Source organism: Blautia sp. HCP3S3_C12 (assembly GCF_052064155.1).
GTDB lineage: Bacteria > Bacillota > Clostridia > Lachnospirales > Lachnospiraceae > Blautia_A.
Map to the genome: position 1 here is coordinate 221959 of NZ_JBQHWC010000003.1, position 20002 is coordinate 241960.

The window sequence follows — 20002 nt, forward strand, 5'->3', positions numbered from 1 at the left end:
AACACCAGCTTTTTTCTGTGATATAAACTTGTATTATTATATCACTTACCTATTACGCAGCACAATAAGAATAATTTTTTTCTTAGTTTCATAAATATTCGCAAAAGAAGCTCTATATTTTCGAACAATCATAAAAAGTACCGGCCTTCCGGTCATTAGATTTTCAGATCTGATTTCCGGAGGTCGGTACTCATTTCACGTACAAAACGTTTTTTGTTTTATTATTTTATCATTTACCAGATTTTGGAATCCACTGCTGCTTTTTCAATCGCAAGTCCCTTCATATATCTTTCCATAAAGGAATTAAATCCTGCTACACCTTCTGGTTTCGGATCCAGAGTACTGCTTTCCTGGTCTGCAAATACCTTATTATCAAGGAATGCTTCCAGAGTTTCACCTTCTTCTTTATTTACAAGATAGGATGCAAGAAGGGCAATTCCCCAGGCTCCACCTTCACCTGCTGTAGACATTACAGATACCGGTGCATTTACAGCGTCTGCCAGAATCTGCTGTCCAACGCCTTTTGTCTTAAATAATCCGCCATGACCAAGGAGACGGTCTACCTTTACGTTTTCTTTCTCAAACAGAAGGTTCAGGCCTACTCTCATGGCACCAAGGCATGTATACAGATTATTTCTCATAAAGTTTGCAAGGTTAAATTTGCTTTCAGGAGAACGTACAAATAAGGGGCGTCCCTCTTCAAAGCCTGTCATATGCTCACCTGAGAAATAGCAGTAGGATAGAAGTCCTCCACAGTCTGGATCTCCTTCCAGTGCTTTATTATAAAGGGTTCCGAACAGTTTGTTCATATCTACTTCCATGCCCATAGCTTCTGCAAATTCTTTGAACACATTTACCCATGCATTCAGGTCAGAAGTACAGTTGTTGGAATGTGCCATAGCTACCAGGTGTCCGGACGGAGTGGTAACCATATCAATTTCTTTATAAGGTCTGGAGAGTTCTTTTTCCAGAACAATCATGGCAAATACAGAAGTTCCTGCTGAAACATTACCTGTACGGACTGCTACACTGTTTGTGGCAACCATACCTGTTCCTGCATCACCTTCCGGAGGACACATCGGGATTCCGGCTTTCAGTTTTCCTGTTACGTCAAGAAGTTTTGCACCTTCTTCTGTCAGAACACCGGCATCTTCACCTGCAACAAGTGCTTTCGGCATAATATCGCGAAGCTTCCATGAAAATCCATAAGGGGCTACCAGTTCATCAAATTTATCAACCATCTCCTGATTGTAATCAGCCTTTGTGGTATCAATGGGGAACATACCTGCTGCATCGCCGATACCCAGAACTTTCTTTCCTGTCAGTTTCCAGTGAACATAAGCTTCCAGAGTTGTAATATAGTCAATATCTTTCACATGTTCTTCACCGTTAAGGATTGCCTGATACAGATGTGCGATACTCCATCTCTGAGGGATGTTGTAGTTGAACAGTTCCATCAGTTTCTCGCTGGCTTCCCCTGTAATATTGTTTCTCCATGTACGGAATGGTACAAGAAGTTCTCCCTCTTTATTGAAAGGCATATATCCATGCATCATGGCGCTGACACCAAATGCACCTACAGATTCCAGTTCTACGTCATATTTTGCTTTTACATCCTTTGCCATATCCTGATAACAATCCTGGATACCTGTCCAGATATCATCAAGGCTATATGTCCAGACACCGTTTTCATAACGATTTTCCCATTCATGACCGCCGGATGCGATCGGCTGATTTTTATCATCTACAAGTACTGCTTTGATCCTGGTAGAACCAAATTCAATACCAAGTGCTGTTTTGTTAGCGAGAATCGCTGCTTTTGCTTCTGCTGCTCCCATTTTTATGTACCTCCCTGTTTCTCTGTCATTTATGATTACAGATCACTCGACAATCTGTAATCATATATATTGTACACCCATATTATTATCGCATTTCTTTTATTGTTTTGCCATAATTTTTTACATTTTAATTGCAAAAAAATTATTTTCTGAATGCAAGTTCATTCCATCTCAGTTCATTTTTGAAATCACGGATATTGGTATCTTTATCAATGTAAACAGCTTCAATACCCATAGCAGCTGCCCAGTCTCCCATCTGCTCTGCTGTCAGGTCATAGGAGAATGCTGTATGATGAGCTCCACCTGCAAGGATCCATGCTTCTGCACCTGTCTTAAGGTTTGGCTGTGGTGTCCAGAACGCACTTCCTACAGGAAGCTTCGGCATTGGTTTCTCAACCTTCTTGCAGTCTACATCATTGATGATCAGACGGAAACGATCTCCAAGGTCAATCAGAGATGTTGCGATAGCCGGACCGGTTTTGCTTGTGAATACAAGTCTTGCAGGATCTTCTCTGTCACCCATGGAAAGCGGGCATACCTTAATGCCAATCTTGCCATCTGCAACAGACGGGCAAACCTCAAGCATATGAGACTGAAGGATTCCTTCTTTTCCAGGTACAAAGTTATAGGTGTAGTCTTCCATCATAGAAGTTCCTTTTGCATCTTTTACACCAGCAGTCATAATCTTCATCAGACGAACCATTGCAGCTGTCTTCCAGTCACCTTCTGCACCGAATCCATAACCTTTTTCCATAAGTCTCTGGATTGCAAGTCCAGGAAGCTGTTTAAGAGCGCCCAAATCTCCAAAGTGTGTAACAATGGCCTGATAATTTTTCTCTTCCAGGAATTTCTCAAATCCGATTTCAATCTGAGCCTGAACTGCTACATGACGTCTGAATTCTTCCGGATCCCTTCCCTCAAGAATGATATCATATTTACTGTAGTATTCATCTACTAACGCATCAACATCACCCTTAGCTACATCTTTTACATAGTCAGCGATCTCATTTACAGGATAAGCATCTACTTCCCATCCGAATTTGATCTGTGCTTCTACTTTATCACCTTCTGTAACAGCTACGTTTCTCATGTTATCTGCCACACGGCATACACGGATATGGCTGCTTTCCATAATGCCAACAGCTGTACGCATCCAGGAAGCAAGTCTTTCCTGTACATCTTTATCTGCCCAGTGGCCAACGATAACTTTTCTTTCGATTCCCATTCTTGAAACAATATGACCATATTCACGACCGCCATGTGCAGACTGATTTTCATTCATAAAGTCCATATCAATGGTATCATAAGGAATTTCTTCATTAAACTGCGTGTGAAGATGACAGAGTGGTTTTCTGTATTCTTTCAGGCCAAGGATCCATGATTTTGCCGGTGAGAAGGTATGCATCCATGTGATAACACCTGCACAGTCCTCATCTGCATTTGCTTCATTAAATGTTTTACGGATCAGTTCATTTGTAATCAGTGTTGGTTTCCATACAAGTTCAAATGGAAGAACACCGCTTTTGTTTAATTCTTCAACGATAATTCTGGAATGCTCGGCAACTTTTCTTAAGCATTCATCTCCGTAAAGATCCTGTGAACCTGTACAAAACCAGAACTTATAGTTTCTTCCTGTTTTCATGATAAAATTCCTCCTGGATTTTTTATATTTTCAGATCTTCTGCTGCTTTCCACAGCATCTTCAATCTGTGTGTTTACTGTTAATATCCGGCGTTTTTATTCAGCCTTTCTGCACGATCCCCGTATGATCAGTTCCGGGTGGATCAGTCTTTCAACCTTGCTCTCTGCTTCAGAAACTCCGTTGATCTTTTCCAGGATCAGTTCTGCAGCCATTTCTCCCAGTTTTTCCTGGGGATGGGCAATTGTTGTGATTCCGCCTCCACGCTGTGCATACAGAGAATTATCATAACCTGTGATCGAAACATCTTCCGGTATCCTGATTCCTAGTTTTTCCAGTTCTTCCATAACCTGAACAGCAATCTGGTCATTATAACAGACAATCCCATCCGGAAGCTGTCCGTTCTGTACCATCTCCTTTGCCATCAGTGCCGGTTTAATCTTTCTGTCTTCTGTGTGAAACCAGATAACATCATCCGGATCATAGGAAATCCCGGCCTCCTGCAGTGCTTTTACATAACCTTTATGACGTTTCAGTCCCTGCATATCATCAGCTTTAAAGAATCCCTTGATCTTCTTATGTCCCAGATCCAGCAGATATTTTGTTACCAGATATCCTCCCTGCGCGTCATCCATGAGAATATGAGGTTTGTCTCTCATTTCCGAATAGATTCCCTGAATAAACACATATGGAATATCAAACTTGTCCAGATTCTGATAAAGATTTCTGTGTTTACAGATCATTTCACTTTTACTTGGTTCAATGATCAGTCCGTCAATATCTTTCTTCAGAAGCTCTTCCAGACATCTGGCTTCTTTTTGCCTGCTGTTTGCCGTATTTTTCAGGATAATGCTGTAACCACTTTCTGAGAGGACATTGTCCATTCCCTGTATCAGTCTGGGAAAAATGTAATCAGAAATATATGTGGTAACTACCGCAATATTTTTTGATTTTTTGATGTGGCGCATATTTTCTGAGCAATAAGTACCTCTCCCGTGAAATGCCTCCACATATCCGTCCTGTTCCAGAATTCCCAGTGATTTACGGACTGTATGCCTACTCAGGGAATATTTCTGAGAAAGTTCGTTTTCTGAAGGAAGCTTTTCTCCCGGCCGGATAACTCCTGATACAATATCATTTCTGAGCTGTTCCATAAGCGAGAAATATTTAGGCTTTCCATTATCTGTCATGTCTTCTTCCCTCCTGTATTTAGGATACAACTTGTATGCACATACGAACAAGTTGTTTTTTATGCTTAAATTATACAAAATACAGGAGGATTTTTCATTAGTTTTTCCCATTATTTTATCTCTTGGCTACAAATACCATGAACTGCCATACGTACCTTCTCATCCAGCCTGGAATTACAAGTGATTAATGTCACCATCGGTTTATGGGCATCCGGCCAGATACCGGTTTCATACATAGAATTTCTCTTCAGGGCAGCCAGCTGCCTTTGATATGACGGACTGTCCAGGTCATATCCATATTCAAAGGCAGCTCCTCCCTCCCCTGCCTGTTCTACAGAAAAAATATCGTAAACCAACTTTTTCTCTGGTGTCACAATTTCAAACTGTGGACATTTTTCCAGAAATTCAGGCTGTTCATACTGGTTCAGATTAGCAAACATCATATGACCTTCCATGTTGTGACCATAGATAAAGCTGTGAGAATCTGTAAAAGCTGCATCATTGTGATGCCCAAGGAAAATACTCCCAAATAAATCCTCCTTTCTCTCAAAATCATGTTTCAGGTAAAATTCATCGTCCTCTCCCTGCACTACCGGATAGGAAATATCAGCTCCCGAAATCCTAATCCAGCCAACTGTCTGCGGATTGAGCTTTCTTAGCTTCTCCCAGGAAATCCCAAAGGATTCCCTGATTTCAGCCTTTATATTATTTTTCGCCTTTTCTGCGTCAGATTTTTTTCTGCTTTGTCCGGTGTTATTTTCTGTATCCGGATTTTTAACTGCTTTATCATTTTCTGCGTAACTTCCGGCATAGGCAAGCTGTTCCACATATTGATTCTTTTCCCTGGCAACTTTGTTCTGCTCATAGCTTTTTATATAAAAGCCCCCGCAGTACAAAAGCAATCCGGCAGCTACACAGATCATACTTCGAGCAAGATTTTTCAGAATTTTCATAAATGCTTTTCCCTTTTTCCGGTTTTGCTTCTTCTGAATACCAGAATTCCGGTTCCCAGCAAAAGAATTCCCAGAATACTCAAACCTGCCATCGTTTTAAAAGGTCTGGATTCTCCTGTCTTAGAGCTTCCCGCAGTATATCCACCCTGATATCCGCTGCTGTAAGAAGAATAACCTCCGGATCCATAACCTCCATTTCCGGAATTCCCGTTATTTCCACCGCCTATAACTCCTACCGGCGTATTTGTCGGAATCTGTGTCAGCTTTGGACAAGTTCCATTTGGACGTGGAGTTGGGGTTGCTTTTGGAATGATTGTAGGCGTTGGCACAGGCGTATTGGTAGGTTCTGGAGTTTTCGATGGTTTCGGAGTCGGAGTTGGCGTAGGACTTGGTTTTAGCACAGGTTTCACATAAACCTCATGATCAGCCTGTACTTCTGTAGAAAGATCTCCTCTGGCTGTGGCATGATTTACGATCGTCTGTTTATCTTTCGCTGCTGTTTCAAACACTGCCTCATAATAAATTTCCAATTTGTCTGAATCTCCTAATCCGGTTCCTGTATGGATCACAAAGCCTGCCTCTGAAATTTCTGTTTTTGCATCCTTCAAAACAGTTCCGTTTTTCTTTACCAGAACAGACTCTTTCTTTATCTTTGCTCCCTCTGTCTGAAAAGCATCCGTGATCACTATATTTTCATCCGTTACATCCTCACGGAGCTGACGTACCTTTAAGGTATAGTAGCCTGTTTCTCCTGACATATACTCTTTTTTATCTGAGGTCTTTGTAATCTCCAGGACCGGACTATGTACCTCTGTTTCTGCCTCTGTATTCACCGGAATATTTTCTCTGCTGTTTACCACTGCTGTATTATGGATTTTCTTTCCTGCCAGAGCCGGATCAATAATTGCGGTCTGATATTCTACAGCCATACATTTCTGTTCCCTGCACTCCAGCGGATTAGGCATTACCTGCTCTGAAATACCACCTCTGTCATTATCACAGATCAGATATCCCACATCTTTGATCAGGTTTCTGCCTGTATTGATCACAAAGGTATTGTCATCATTTGCCTGAATCTGCGCCTCAACCTTAGTTCCCTTTTCATCCAGAAGTACAATAGAATCCTTCTGAAGCCGAACTCCCGGAGTATCCGTCACATCCTGAACCACCAGCTCTCTGGCAACACAGCCTGTCTGCTCCTGAGTAAGATCAATACGCCAGGTAACAATATCTCCATATTTATAAAAAGTCTTATCTGCCGTCTTTACAGCCCTGAGAGCCGGAGAATTTACCCATATCTTAGAGGTGTCCTTCACTTCCGCTGCATTATCTGCATATGCCTTGGCTGTATTTACAATTTCCATACCATTTACAGTACTCTGGGCTGTACAACGGAAGTTGACAGTTACCGGCATCTGATAGGGCAGATCAGAAATAGTAACGATCCATCCTGTCCCCTGACGAATCACCTGGCAGCTGACTTGTTTTTCTACGGTTTCACCGTAATTCTCTGGATTCAACGCATTCCCCATATCATCCGTTCCGGCAACCGGATTCTGGATCACTGTAGGAACACCACTAACTGTAACTGCTCCTTCATCACCGTCCAGCGCAAGTCCTTCAGGAAGAGAAAGATCACTGATCACCAGATTTCTTGCAATAGACCCTTTTTGCTGATTGGTAACCGTTACCTGATAATTTACCTGCTCTCCTACCCGGAATTCATTTTCCACGCGGCCATCTTCTGCTGCCAGATATGGATTCTGAAAACCTTTATCAATAGACAGGATTGCTGTATTTACATATACTTCCGCATCATCAGTGGTCTTCGGTGCATTCTCTGCCTGCACATTAGCCAGGTTAATACTTTCCACTCCATTTGCATCCTCAGTGGCTGTGCAGAGAAAAGCAACCGTCACAGGTACTCCTGCAGGCAAGTCTGAAAGATTCAGTCTCCATCCATTTCCTTCCGGAAGAAACTCATATCCTACCGTTTTCTCACCGGTTTCATTATAAAATTCCGGATTCAGCTGTCCCGGAGTATCTTCTGTTCCAGCAACAGGCTGCGTAATATTCTGAGGAATTCCATTAACAGATACATTTTCCATAGAATCCAGAACCAGGCCTGCCGGCATCTCTGTATCCCAGACTGTCACATTTCTGGCAATCGTTCCCTGATTTTTATTCTCAACAACAACCTTATACTCAACCTGTTCTCCTGTCTTCCACTCATAATGATCGGCTGTCTTTTCAATCCAGAGACTTCCCGTATTTACATATACTTCTGCATCATCAGATTTTTCATTTGCATTGGAAGCTTTTACATTTGCCACATTTACACTTTCATGGCCATTGGCAGACTCTGTAGCTATACAGTGAAATACAAGCGTGACCGGCTGACTGTAAGGCAGATAAGAGCAATAAAAAGCAAAGCCGCTTTCATCTGCTTCCATATGTGATTCTACCGTCCGGCTTTCATAAGCCTGCCCTGTTTTTTTATCAGGAACCGGGTAATTTACCTGAGACTGTACATTCAGCACTTCCACACTCTGGGTTCCCCCTGACAGCACAAGCCCCTGAGGAAGTCCGATATCTGTCACACTGACATCCTTTGCAATTGTTCCGGGCACAGAATTATTCACTACAATTCTATAAGTAACTCCATCCCCTACCTGCCATTCATATTTATCTGCTGTTTTGTCAATCTCCAGCTGAGGGCTGTTAGGCCATACTTCGGCCATATCTTTTCGGTCTTTCTGTTCCCCTGTCTCCGGGTCTACAAGATTATCCGCTGTAGCAGTTACTATATTTTCCCATTCCTGACCATTGGAAGCTTCCGCTGCCTGGCATTTAAAGCTGACTGTTATGGTTTCTCCATACTTCAAAGTAGGGCAGGTTACTTTCCATCCATTTTCCCCCTGCCTGGTAAGAGTGCAGGGATCTGCTCCCGGACTGGTCTGTGCTGCATACTGTCCCTCTGTCAGGCAAAGGCAGGAGGGAATCTCATCTGTCACACTTACTCCTACAGCCTGGACATCCGGCTTTGTCTGCGTAACCGTCACAGAATAATCTATCATATCCCCTACCTTCCACTCATAAGCGGAAACGTTTTTCTTTACCTCAAGCTCAGGCGGAATGATCCCCTTCACCCATACGATTTCTGTTTTCTTCGTATCTCCGCCTCCATTAACTCTCTCATAACTCATGGAAGCCTGATTGGGAACCAGAAGGGTGTATCCATCCTCTGCCAGATATTTAGAAATATCAAATTGTCCTTCTGGCTTCCTGTGTACTTTCAGAATAAAAGTATATGTCTGATTATCTGTAAAAGCTTCTTCTTTAAGGCTGTCCGCCTTTGCACTGCAGATTACAGTCTGTCCTTCCACAGCCACATCAAACTGTTCTGTCACATCCTGTCCCAGACTATTTATTACCGAAACCTTAGAGGCATCATCCATTGTCAGACAGTTTTCCAGTGCATCACTAATCACAAATGATTTTAATCTGTTAGGAGTAGTCTCCGCCTGGATCATATACTGAAATTCTTTTTCTGTTTTCATGACAAATGGCTGTTCCTTTGGTGCAGCCGTTGCCTGATCCCATGTGCAGCCCACTTCGCCTACTCTTTTTTCCGGTGCTTTTTTCATTTCTATACCACTGAAGCAATAGGAAGTAAAATCAAAATATGCAAAGCCCTTAACCACCTTCTGTCCTTCAAAAGTTTCACAGTAGCTTTTTCCGGACTCATCTGCATATGCTTTTCTGGCATTACTTGCCCACTTCTCCTGAGAGCCGGCCTTTGCAATACTTTTTTCCCTGCTTGCATCCCACATATCCAGTTTTTCCTGATGAGAAAACACCAGATTAAAATTATCTGTCTGGAAAAACATATTCAGCCAGCCATTCTCATCCTCCGGCTCAATAGCCACATTCTGAGATCCTACATAGGTGCCGTTTACTTTCAAAAACTCATTATTTTTTAATACATATGCATGATCCAGTCCATTGTCTGAGGGTATAGATACTCCCTGCGCCGCATCAATATCACGGATCGTACCATGTCCACTGATCGTCAGAGCCTCATCTGTCCCATGCTTCAGAAACTGAAAATTAATTTTTGCAGAACCCAGTGAATAGATAAAAACCCCAATATTGTTTTTAGCAAAGCCTACCATTGGATAGGTTTCATTATTCTCCCAGCCAAAGGTAAGTCCACCATTATTTTCTTTTTTGGAGACAGGGGTTCTCAGGTCATAGCGTCTCTCGGCATTTTCTACCCCCACCAGGGTCAGACGCACATCCACAATATTTCCCCCTGCATCTCTGCCCACATTGTTATAGCGCATTCCTGCACTTCCGGATTTGTAATCCTCTGTTATCCTCACACTTTCTGTATCTCTTGTACTTCTTCCGTGATCTGAAAATGCAGCACTGTCCAGATTATCGCAGCCAAAAGACTCATAGGTAGTTACCCCTGGCTGAAACTTCATATTGAAACGGTAACCATAGTCAATAAGCTGATCAGAGTCCCAGACCTCGATGGACTTTACCGCTCCGGCCGCACTGAAAATCATTCCAGGTAAAAAGCCCAGTACAGACTGCAGCATAAACAGTAAGGCTAAGCCCAAAGCCTCCAGACGTTTTTTTAGTTTCACAGTTCCTTTCATGTTGTCTCCTTTCCATTTGGCATACAGAAAAAAGGATTCCTGTGCAAAAATCCTGTTTTCTGCCTTTATAAAAATAATAAAATTGAGATTTACCTGCTGCCTGGCAGGATTAGGGAATAACACACTTCAGATAAGACTAAGGCGAAAATATGAAACGATATGAAAAATATAAATAACTGAATAAAAAGAGTACTGAAAAGAATATTAGATAAAGCTATAAGACAGATCAAAAGAAAGCTCCCAAAGGGAGTTCTCTTTTGATCAGTGACTTCTCTTGGTAAACCAGGAAATAACAGATAAAATGATAATCAGAATAATAAAAAACGGAAGAACGGCACCAATTATTATAAGTAATAAAATAATCGCTACAGCAGCTGCCACAATCACAACAAGCTTACCTGACCAGGTTGAAAGGTCCAGAACTTTTTTCCACCGCTTCTCCGGCTGGGGCGGCGGTTCTAATCCAGATCCACAGGAGGAATAGGCTCCATATTCCTCATCTACAGTATCTCCCTCTGTATCAATAAGAGTTTTTGCTATCAGTCTGGGATCTCCCAACTGATCAAGCACTTCCTGCTCTGTACGACCACCGCGTACCTGGGACTGTATATAATCTTCATAGTATCGTACATGTGCTGCAGCCTTGCCCTCCTGCATGTGACCGGCAAGCTGGCTTCTCAGGATTTCCAAAAATTCTTGTCTGTTCATCTTTTACACTCCACTTTGCCAAAATATAAATCCCCATACACTGCTTATGATAATTGAAGCAGGAGATTTCTGTGCACTTATTATTCTTATTCTACCATATTTACCACAGGTAGCAACTAATATAATCATAAACTTTTTATGAAATTCCTATAAACTGCAAGGTTTAACCTTTCCTTTACATAATCTTCATTCTACTATAAATCCATGTCTATTTTTTAACAATCCCATTTCTTTGAAAAAGCAAATTCTTCCCAACAATCATAGATACTCTGGTTTTTCATTATTAATTTTACACAACTTTCGTCCAGTTTACTTGATTTTTTTGACATTTCAGCAAAAATTTTCTTGACATTTTTTTCTCAAAATGATATACTATTGCCATCAATTGAAGGAACCTTCGAGTACTGACGGAAAGAGTGGAATGCAAACCACGGGGAGTCGGAGGTTTGTAGAAGCCGACCGTCTGGGCAGTATTTGAAAATTTCAGATACTGGCCTTTTTTTATCGGATGAAACAATACTTTTGTTCATCTGACGGGCTGATCGATCATTCCTTCAATGAATAAATTGTTACTGATCGCAGAGTGCACAGTAACAAATGAACAGTAATATAAGTTTTTCATGTTTATGCGGAGACGAAAGGAGAAAAACACTTATGGGATTCAAATCAGACATCGAAATTGCACAGGAATGCGAAATGCTTCCAATCACTCAGATTGCAGAAAAAGCAGGTATTGATGATAAATATCTGGAGCAGTACGGAAAATATAAAGCAAAAATTGATTACAATCTTTTAAAAGAAAGCGACAAAAAGGACGGCAAATTAATCCTTGTTACAGCTATCAACCCAACTCCTGCAGGAGAAGGTAAAACTACTACTACTGTAGGTCTTGCAGATGGTATGCAGAAACTTGGAAAGAACGTTATGGTAGCTCTTCGTGAGCCATCCTTAGGACCGGTATTCGGTGTAAAAGGTGGTGCAGCAGGCGGCGGATATGCACAGGTTGTTCCTATGGAAGACATCAACCTTCACTTCACAGGTGACTTCCATGCGATCGGTGCAGCTAACAACTTACTGGCAGCTATGATCGATAACCATATCTTCCAGGGCAACGCATTAAACATTGACCCTCGTAAGATCACATGGAGAAGATGTGTAGATATGAACGACCGTCAGCTTCGTAATGTAGTAGACGGCCTTGGCGGAAAGACAAACGGTATGCCTCGTGAAGACGGATACGACATCACAGTTGCATCTGAAATCATGGCAGTTCTCTGTCTTGCAAGCGACATCAAAGACCTGAAAGAAAGATTATCCAAGATCATCATCGGATATACATACGGCAAAGTTTCCGAGCAGAAACCTGTAACAGCTGGTGACCTTCACGCTGAAGGCGCTATGACAGCTCTGTTAAAAGATGCTCTGAAACCAAACCTTGTACAGACTCTGGAACACGTTCCTGCAATCGTACACGGCGGACCATTCGCAAACATCGCTCACGGATGTAACTCCGTAACAGCTACAAAGATGGCTATGAAGCTTGCTGATTATGCAATCACAGAAGCTGGTTTCGGCGCTGACCTGGGTGCTGAGAAATTCCTCGACATCAAATGCCGTATGGCTGGCTTAAAGCCAAGCGCAGTTGTAATCGTAGCTACAGTACGTGCTCTGAAATACAACGGTGGTGTTGCTAAAGCTGACCTTAACAATGAAAACCTGGAAGCTCTTGAAAAAGGTATCCCGAACCTGTTAAAACACGTTTCCAATATCAAGAACGTATACAAACTTCCATGTGTTGTTGCTATCAATGCATTCCCGACAGATACAAAGGCAGAGCTTGACTTTGTAGAAGCTAAATGTAAAGAACTGGGCGTTAACGTTGCTCTTTCTGAAGTATGGGCAAAAGGCGGCGAAGGCGGAATCAAACTTGCGGAAGAAGTTATCCGTCTTGTTGAAGAACCAAACGACTTCTCCTATGCATACGAACTGGAAGGTTCTATTGAAGACAAGCTGAACCAGATCGTTCAGAAAGTATATGGCGGTAAGAAAGCAGTTCTGACAGCAAATGCTCAGAAACAGGCGAAACAGTTAGAAGCTCTTGGATTCGGCAACTGCCCAATCTGTGTAGCTAAGACACAGTACAGCTTAACAGATGACCAGACTAAACTGGGTGCTCCTACAGACTTCGAAGTTACAGTACGTAACCTGAAGATCTCCGCAGGTGCAGGATTCATCGTAGCTCTTACAGGTGAGATCATGACAATGCCAGGTCTTCCTAAAGTTCCGGCTGCTGAGAGAATCGACGTAGACGAGACAGGTAAGATCACAGGTCTGTTCTAATCTCGCAGAACTTAACTCCAAAATAAAAAATCATATTTAAATATGATTTATGTCCAGACGATTTTACAGGCGGGAAAAATTTCCCGCCTGTTTTTTTCTTATTTTTTTATAAGATAATCTTTTCCGGAAATACCAGGTTCCGTCATATGGATTGGATCCAGAATACGATTAAGTTCATCCTCATCCATAAGCTTTTCTTGCAGAATCAGGCTTCTTACAGATTCACCTGTCTTAATTGCCTTTTTTGCAATATCCGCAGCCTTCTGATACCCAAGATGAGGACTGATCGCAGTAATAATACCTACACTGTTTTCTACCAGATAACGGCATCTTTCTTCATTTGCTGTAATTCCTACAATACAATTATCTACCAGTGTCTGGACTGCATAGCCAAGAGTATCGATAGACTGGAACATGCAATAGAAAATAATCGGCTCAAATGCATTTAATTCCAGCTGACCAGCCTCCGCAGCCATGGTAATGGTAACATCATTACCAATAATATTAAAAGCAACCTGATTCACTACTTCAGGAATAACCGGATTAACTTTGCCTGGCATAATAGAGGAGCCATTCTGTTTTGCCGGAAGATTAATCTCTCCAAAACCAGTACGTGGACCAGAGGACATCAGGCGGAGGTCATTTGACATTTTGGAAAGAGTTACCGCACATGCTTTCACAGCACCTGAAACAGCTACAAATGGATCCAGATTCTGAGTGGAATCAATCAGATCAAAGGCCTGTATAAGGTCCATTCCCGATATTTCAGTAAGATTTGGAACAATTCTTCTCAGATAACCCTCATCAGCATTAATTCCTGTTCCAATAGCAGTACCTCCCATATTAAGAGTCCGCATTTCATCCATTGCTTTATCCATTCTGTGGATATCACGCATGATCGCTACCGAATATGCCTTAAATTCCTGTCCCAGACGAATCGGCACTGCATCCTGCATCTGTGTACGTCCCATTTTGATTACGTGATCAAACTCTACCGCTTTTTCGTTAAGAGCATCGTAGAGACGAAGAAGCTGTTTCTTCAGATTCTGCAGCAGACGAAGAGAAGTCATTTTACCGGCAGTAGGAATCACGTCATTGGTAGACTGTCCACAATTCACATCATCGTTAGGGTTTATAATTGTATAATCACCCTTTTTCCCTCCCAGAATCTCAATGGCGCGGTTTGCAATTACTTCATTGGCATTCATATTTAAAGATGTGCCAGCACCTCCCTGAATAGGGTCCACAATAAATTCATTGTGGAATTTTCCTGAAATAATTTCATCACATGCCTGGACAATGGCCTGGGCTTTTTTCTTCTCAAGAAGACCTACCTCACAATTGGTTATGGCTGATGCTTTTTTTATGTATGCAAGACTGTTAATGATCTCCGGATGCATATTTAATCCCGTAATGTGGAAGTTTTCAGCCGCACGTAAGGATTGAACTCCATAATATACGTCTTCTGGAATATCCTTTACACCAATAGAATCTCTTTCTACACGATAATCTGTTTTTTTCATAGTTATTCTCCCGTTACTGTTCACACATCACTATTCCGCGAGGTGTTTTGGCATGAATATGCCAAAATCCCGAGACATACAAGCCAAAATTCCATTGCCGCAGGCAATCTGGAATGAATTTTGGCTACGTTACTGTGAACGGAGTGAACAGTAACATTCTCCCTCCCATGTATTTGCCCTTATTATATATCTCTGCTATAATATAATCAAATACATATATTTTTATAAAATATATAGTGTTTAGATTATATATTGGAGGGATCATATGTTTCAGGGAATGGAATATATTTATGAAGTATACAAGGAAAAAAGCTTTTCCAAAGCTGCTGCTGCCCTTTTCATTTCGCAGCCTTCTTTAAGTGCCAATGTAAAACGTGTAGAAAACCGTATTGGCTATCCTATTTTTGATCGAAGCACCAAACCTTTGCAGTTAACTGAAGTTGGAAAACATTATATAGAGGCTATCGAAAAAGTCATGGATATTGAAAATAATCTTGAAAATTTCCTGTTAGATCTTGGAAATCTCAAAACAGGAACTCTCAATGTAGGTGGCAGTAACTTCTTTTCTTCGTGGATTCTGCCGCCCCTTATTGCTGATTTTTCCCAAAAATTTCCCCATGTTCAAATTTCTCTTGTAGAAGAAAGTACAGCAAAGCTATCCCAGTTTCTCCAAGCCGGAAAGTTAGATTTGATGATTGATAACTGCATCCTGGATAACCAGATTTTTGAACATTATACCTACCAGAAAGAACAACTTCTTCTAGCGGTTCCCAAAAATTATTCAGTAAATAGCAGACTGCAGGAATATCAGATTCCTATTGAGGAAATCCGAAACGGTCAGTTCCGCTCTTCTGATGTTCCTTCTGTTCCTTTAAACAAATTTAAAAACGAACCCTTTATTGTTCTTCGTTCAGATAACGATACCGGTAAGCGTGCACTGACCATTTGTCAGGAAAATCACTTTTCACCTTCTGTAGTATTTCGCCTGGATCAACAGATGACTGCCTATAATATTGCATGTTTGGGAATGGGTATCACTTTCATCGGAGATCTTCTGCTCTCCAGAGTACCAACAAATTCGGAACTGGTTTTTTATAAGCTGCCCGGCCAGAGCAGTAAACGTACTGTATTTTTTTACTGGAAGAAAGGCCGCTATATCAGCAGAGCCATGGAAGAATTCCTGAAGCTGCCTTTTTCCTGATATGTCATAAGTCAAATACACGGTGGTGATTGGTCATCGTCAGATGCACATCAAAACAGGGTTGTTGTACTAAATGAGTACAACAACCCCAGTTATTAAGCGGATATTCCATTAGAACAGTGGCTTCATAGCCGGATACAGAGTTCTGAACTTCTGATATCTCTCTTCATATTTTGCAACCAGTTCAGGATCCGGTTCTACTGTATCAACAACTTTGGCAAATTTCTTTCCGATGGTTTCTACATCCGGATAAGCACCGCAGCCCACTGCTGCCAGCATAGCTCCACCCATGGACGGTCCTTCTTCGTTCTCCAGGACATCAACCTTCAGGTTCATAACGTTTGCAATGATCTTCTTCCACAGCGGACTCTTAGCTCCGCCACCACAGATCTTGGTTCTCTCAATCTTGATTCCAAGGCTTCTTGCAACCTCCAGGGAATCACGAAGACCAAAGGCAACACCTTCCAGAACAGCCTGTGTCATGTCTGCTCTTGTGCTGTCCATGGACATTCCAAAGAATACACCTCTTGCATCAGGATTATTATGAGGTGAACGTTCTCCCATCAGATATGGAAGGAAGAATACATGATTCTCTCCCAGCTTCTGAATTGGAGCCTGCTCTGCTGCGAAATCCTTTGTCTGAAGAATCTCCTCTGCCCACCATTTGTTACAGGAAGCTGCGCTGAGCATGCATCCCATAAGATGATAGCTTCCATCTGCATGGCAGAAAGAATGAAGTGCGTTATTTTCGTCCACACCAAAGTTTTTACTGGAAATAAACACAGTTCCGGATGTTCCAAGAGAAATATTACACTGACCGTCACCAACTGTACCTGTTCCTACAGCAGCTGCCGCATTATCACCTGCACCTGCAACAACTTTCACATCTTCTGAGAATCCAAGTTCTTTCGCAATCTCAGGTTTCAGAGTTCCTACTACTTCCCAGCTCTCATACAGTTTCGGAAGCTGCTCTTCTGTGATTCCACAGATCTCCAGCATTTCTTTTGACCAGCAGCGGTTCTTTACATCAAGAAGAAGCATACCGGAAGCATCAGAAACATCTGTACAGAAAGAACCGGACAGACGATATGCCAGATAATCCTTAGGAAGCATGATCTTTACTACCTTCTTAAAGTTCTCAGGCTCATTTTTCTGCATCCAGAGGATCTTCGGTGCTGTGAAGCCTGCGAAAGCAATATTTGCTGTATACTGGGAAAGTTTGTCTTTTCCGATCACTGTATTCAGATATTCTGTCTCTTCACCTGTACGTCCGTCATTCCAGAGGATTGCAGGACGGATCACATTGCCATCCTTGTCAAGAGTTACCAGACCATGCATCTGTCCGCCGAAACCGATTCCTGCTACCTGAGCTCTGTCAATATCCTTTGTCAGTTCTTTCATGCCTTCCATGCTCTGTGCAAACCAGTCCTCCGGCTTCTGCTCAGACCAGCCCGGATGTGGGAAGAATAAAGGATATTCTCTGGATACGATGTTACAGATTTTTCCTGATTCTTCCATAAGAAGAAGTTTTACAGCGGAAGTACCAAGGTCAATACCAATATAATACATAAGTGCTCTCCTTTTCTCTCTTTATAGCTGCTTATTTTCATTTCATTAAACAGCCTGATTTATTGCAGTATAAATTAATATCCATCTAATTTAATACATCCCAGGGTAAACCCCTGAGATGTATTATGATTTATGGTGTCAGTCTGTTTATCTGAATTAACCCCATGGATTTTCTGTTGGGTATCTTACGCCTGCCGGCTGGTTGTATCCGATTTCTTCAACCGGTACACCGATATATTTGAATACTTCAAACAGAGCTTTTCCATAATGTCCGAATGCTACTGCTCCGTGATGTGGGTATCCTCCCTCGATCAGTACATGACGGTAGAAACGTCCCATTTCCGGAATAGCGAATACACCGATAGAACCAAAGGATTTCGTTGCAACAGGAAGAACTTCACCATGTGCAATATATCCACGAAGTTTGTTATCAGCTGTGCTCTGCAGACGATAGAATGTGATACCTCCAGGTACGATATCTCCTTCAAGAGTTCCGTTTGTAACCTCTTCCGGAAGAGATCTTGCCATGATCATCTGGTTCTTCATCTCACAGAAGGAAAGCTTGCTGGAAGCTGTATTTCCACAATGGAATCCCATGAATGTATCTTTCAGTGTGTAGTTATATTTGCCTTCAATAGACTCTTTGTACATATCCTTCGGTACAGAATTGTTGATGTCAAGCAGTGTAACTGTATCCTGGCTTACAACTGTTCCGATGAACTCACTTAATGTACCATAGATATCAACTTCACAGGATACCGGGATGCCCTGAGCTGTCAGACGGCTGTTTACATAGCAAGGAACGAATCCGAACTGTGTCTGGAATGCCGGCCAGCATTTTCCTGTTAATGTTACATATTTACGATATCCTCTGTGAGCCTCTACCCAGTCTTTCAGAGTCAGTTCATACTGAGCAAGTTTCTCAAGAATTTCAGGTTTCTTGTTTCCTGCACCAAGTTCTTCTTCCATTTCTTTAACAACTGCCGGGATTCTCTCATCTCCTGCATGTTTGTTGAATGCTTCGAACAGATCAAGTTCAGAGTTCTCTTCGATTTCAACACCAAGGTTGTAAAGCTGTTTGATCGGAGCGTTACAAGCAAGGAAGTTTGTTGGACGTGGTCCAAAGCTGATGATCTTTAAGTTGCTTAATCCTTCAACTGCTCTTGCGATTGGAAGGAAGTCATGGATCATATCTGCGCAGTCTTCTGCGTCACCAACCGGATATTCCGGAATATATGCTTTTACATTACGAAGCTGTAAGTTGTAGCTTGCATTTAACATACCGCAGTATGCATCTCCACGTCCCTGGATCAGGTCGCCCTGTGTTTCTTCAGCTGCTGCACAGAACATCTTCGGTCCTTCGAAGTGTTTAGCAAGAAGTGTTTCGGAAATTTCCGGTCCAAAGTTTCCAAGATATACGCAAAGTGCATTACATCCGGCTTTCTTGATATCTTCAAGAGCCTGAACCATATGGATTTCGCTCTCTACGATACAGATTGGACATTCATAAATGTCTTCTGCACCATATTTCTTTGTATAAGCCTCTACAAGTGCTTTTCTTCTGTTTACGGAAAGGCTTTCCGGGAAACAGTCACGGCTTACTGCTACAATTCCGACTTTTACTTTTGGCATGTTATCGATCATGATGGATTCTCCTTTTTCTTAATACAAATTTAGGTTTCATTTATTATTTTTGGTTTCATTCATTACTTCATCTGCTTCTCTCAGCAATATTCAAACTTAAAATACGCTGTCAGTCAATGGTGATGTTCTCTCCACGAAGTCCGTTTACTGCACCCTCAATCGCTGCATCCTCATGTGCGATGAGCCATTTATTCTTAGCTGTCAGCAGACTGTCCTCGCCTGCCTTAGCAGTTTCAAATGTAAGATCTGTATTGGTTCCTGCCGGAAGTACGACTACACACTGGAAACCGCCATCCTGTACATTGCAGGGTGCATAATGAAGTGTAGTTGCATATACTTCAATACCTGTTCCTGCAGGTACCAGGAATGCTTCAATCTTAGAAGTATCATATGTAAAATCATCTGTGATATCCTGCTGGCTTCCGATAAGCAGAACCAGATCTGTTACCGCTACATTGATCTCTGAACTGCGGTGATATTCTACTGCATTTAATTTCTTGTTATGTCCGTTGCAGTATCCAATTTCAATGGGAATTCCGCCAAATCCTTTATTCTGCAATGCTTTTGCTACATCCAGAGCTTCCAGTTCCTCAACAGACGGTACATAAACCACATCATCCGGAACCGGTGTATGTTTCATCTCTTTGAGAAGAGCACTGAAGTCATACCCTTCAAGCACCTTTCCATATTTACGGAAGGAAGCATCTGTTACGTTCTGAATTTTCACTCT

12 protein-coding genes and 1 riboswitch are annotated in these 20002 nt (G+C 41.9%); of the genes, 2 read left to right on the forward strand and 10 right to left on the reverse strand.

Annotated elements, in window-relative coordinates; translation table 11 throughout:
• Positions 1 to 233 precede the first annotated feature (233 nt).
• From ACTNDS_RS05095 to ACTNDS_RS05120, 6 genes are all read right to left on the reverse strand, one after another.
• On the reverse strand, positions 234 to 1838 hold the full coding sequence (locus ACTNDS_RS05095; RefSeq protein WP_441034146.1) for a xylulokinase: 1605 nt from the start codon (positions 1836 to 1838) through the stop codon (positions 234 to 236).
• A gap of 142 nt (positions 1839 to 1980) precedes the next feature.
• Complete coding sequence (gene araA / locus ACTNDS_RS05100) at positions 1981 to 3480, reverse strand: L-arabinose isomerase (RefSeq protein ID WP_173743654.1); 1500 nt, start codon at positions 3478 to 3480, stop codon at positions 1981 to 1983.
• A 95-nt stretch (positions 3481 to 3575) separates the two neighbouring features.
• Complete coding sequence (locus ACTNDS_RS05105) at positions 3576 to 4667, reverse strand: GntR family transcriptional regulator (RefSeq protein ID WP_441034149.1); 1092 nt, start codon at positions 4665 to 4667, stop codon at positions 3576 to 3578.
• Between the two features lie 110 nt (positions 4668 to 4777).
• The gene (gene srtB, locus ACTNDS_RS05110) at positions 4778 to 5620 is read right to left on the reverse strand and encodes a class B sortase (protein WP_441034151.1); all 843 of its coding nucleotides are present in this window, start codon (positions 5618 to 5620) and stop codon (positions 4778 to 4780) included.
• Positions 5617 to 10287, reverse strand: coding sequence for an isopeptide-forming domain-containing fimbrial protein (locus tag ACTNDS_RS05115; protein WP_441034153.1), 4671 nt, complete (start codon positions 10285 to 10287; stop codon positions 5617 to 5619). Before ACTNDS_RS05115 ends, srtB begins: the two co-directional genes overlap by 4 nt.
• Before the next feature lie 261 nt (positions 10288 to 10548).
• Positions 10549 to 10995 (reverse strand): DUF1700 domain-containing protein, encoded by a 447-nt coding sequence (locus tag ACTNDS_RS05120; protein WP_173743650.1) that lies wholly within the window; start codon positions 10993 to 10995, stop codon positions 10549 to 10551.
• A gap of 390 nt (positions 10996 to 11385) precedes the next feature.
• Positions 11386 to 11471: riboswitch (ZMP/ZTP riboswitch) on the forward strand.
• Between the two features lie 178 nt (positions 11472 to 11649).
• On the opposite strand from ACTNDS_RS05120, the gene ACTNDS_RS05125 reads away from it, so the two are divergent.
• Positions 11650 to 13335: a formate--tetrahydrofolate ligase gene (locus ACTNDS_RS05125; protein ID WP_441034156.1), complete on the forward strand. Its 1686-nt coding sequence runs from the start codon at positions 11650 to 11652 to the stop codon at positions 13333 to 13335.
• A 98-nt stretch (positions 13336 to 13433) separates the two neighbouring features.
• On the opposite strand, the gene ACTNDS_RS05130 is transcribed toward ACTNDS_RS05125, so the two are convergent.
• On the reverse strand, positions 13434 to 14858 hold the full coding sequence (locus ACTNDS_RS05130; protein ID WP_441034158.1) for an aspartate ammonia-lyase: 1425 nt from the start codon (positions 14856 to 14858) through the stop codon (positions 13434 to 13436).
• Positions 14859 to 15123: 265 nt separating this feature from the next.
• On the opposite strand from ACTNDS_RS05130, the gene ACTNDS_RS05135 reads away from it, so the two are divergent.
• On the forward strand, positions 15124 to 16059 hold the full coding sequence (locus tag ACTNDS_RS05135) for a LysR family transcriptional regulator (protein WP_441034160.1): 936 nt from the start codon (positions 15124 to 15126) through the stop codon (positions 16057 to 16059).
• 111 nt (positions 16060 to 16170) lie between these two features.
• Here ACTNDS_RS05135 and xylB read toward each other — a convergent pair whose 3' ends face one another.
• The 3 genes from xylB to ACTNDS_RS05150 form a co-directional block, all read right to left on the reverse strand.
• Entirely contained in the window at positions 16171 to 17628 is a 1458-nt protein-coding gene (xylB, locus tag ACTNDS_RS05140) for a xylulokinase (protein WP_441034162.1), read from the reverse strand.
• 156 nt (positions 17629 to 17784) lie between these two features.
• Positions 17785 to 19269, reverse strand: a complete 1485-nt coding sequence (locus tag ACTNDS_RS05145; protein ID WP_441034253.1) for an L-fucose/L-arabinose isomerase family protein — start codon at positions 19267 to 19269, stop codon at positions 17785 to 17787.
• 112 nt (positions 19270 to 19381) lie between these two features.
• Positions 19382 to 19999, reverse strand: coding sequence for a DUF4867 family protein (locus ACTNDS_RS05150; RefSeq protein WP_441034164.1), 618 nt, complete (start codon positions 19997 to 19999; stop codon positions 19382 to 19384).
• Positions 20000 to 20002: the final 3 nt, after the last annotated feature.

Excerpts from the sequence above, each read along its gene's own strand:
- ACTNDS_RS05095 (WP_441034146.1), bottom strand. The coding sequence starts at position 1,838 with ATGGGAGCAGCAGAAGCAAAAGCAGCGATTCTCGCTAACAAAACAGCA.
- araA (WP_173743654.1), bottom strand. The coding sequence starts at position 3,480 with ATGAAAACAGGAAGAAACTATAAGTTCTGGTTTTGTACAGGTTCACAG.
- ACTNDS_RS05105 (WP_441034149.1), bottom strand. The coding sequence starts at position 4,667 with ATGACAGATAATGGAAAGCCTAAATATTTCTCGCTTATGGAACAGCTC.
- srtB (WP_441034151.1), bottom strand. The coding sequence starts at position 5,620 with ATGAAAATTCTGAAAAATCTTGCTCGAAGTATGATCTGTGTAGCTGCC.
- ACTNDS_RS05115 (WP_441034153.1), bottom strand. The coding sequence starts at position 10,287 with ATGAAAGGAACTGTGAAACTAAAAAAACGTCTGGAGGCTTTGGGCTTA.
- ACTNDS_RS05120 (WP_173743650.1), bottom strand. The coding sequence starts at position 10,995 with ATGAACAGACAAGAATTTTTGGAAATCCTGAGAAGCCAGCTTGCCGGT.
- ACTNDS_RS05125 (WP_441034156.1), top strand. The coding sequence starts at position 11,650 with ATGGGATTCAAATCAGACATCGAAATTGCACAGGAATGCGAAATGCTT.
- ACTNDS_RS05130 (WP_441034158.1), bottom strand. The coding sequence starts at position 14,858 with ATGAAAAAAACAGATTATCGTGTAGAAAGAGATTCTATTGGTGTAAAG.
- ACTNDS_RS05135 (WP_441034160.1), top strand. The coding sequence starts at position 15,124 with ATGTTTCAGGGAATGGAATATATTTATGAAGTATACAAGGAAAAAAGC.
- xylB (WP_441034162.1), bottom strand. The coding sequence starts at position 17,628 with ATGTATTATATTGGTATTGACCTTGGTACTTCCGCTGTAAAACTTCTT.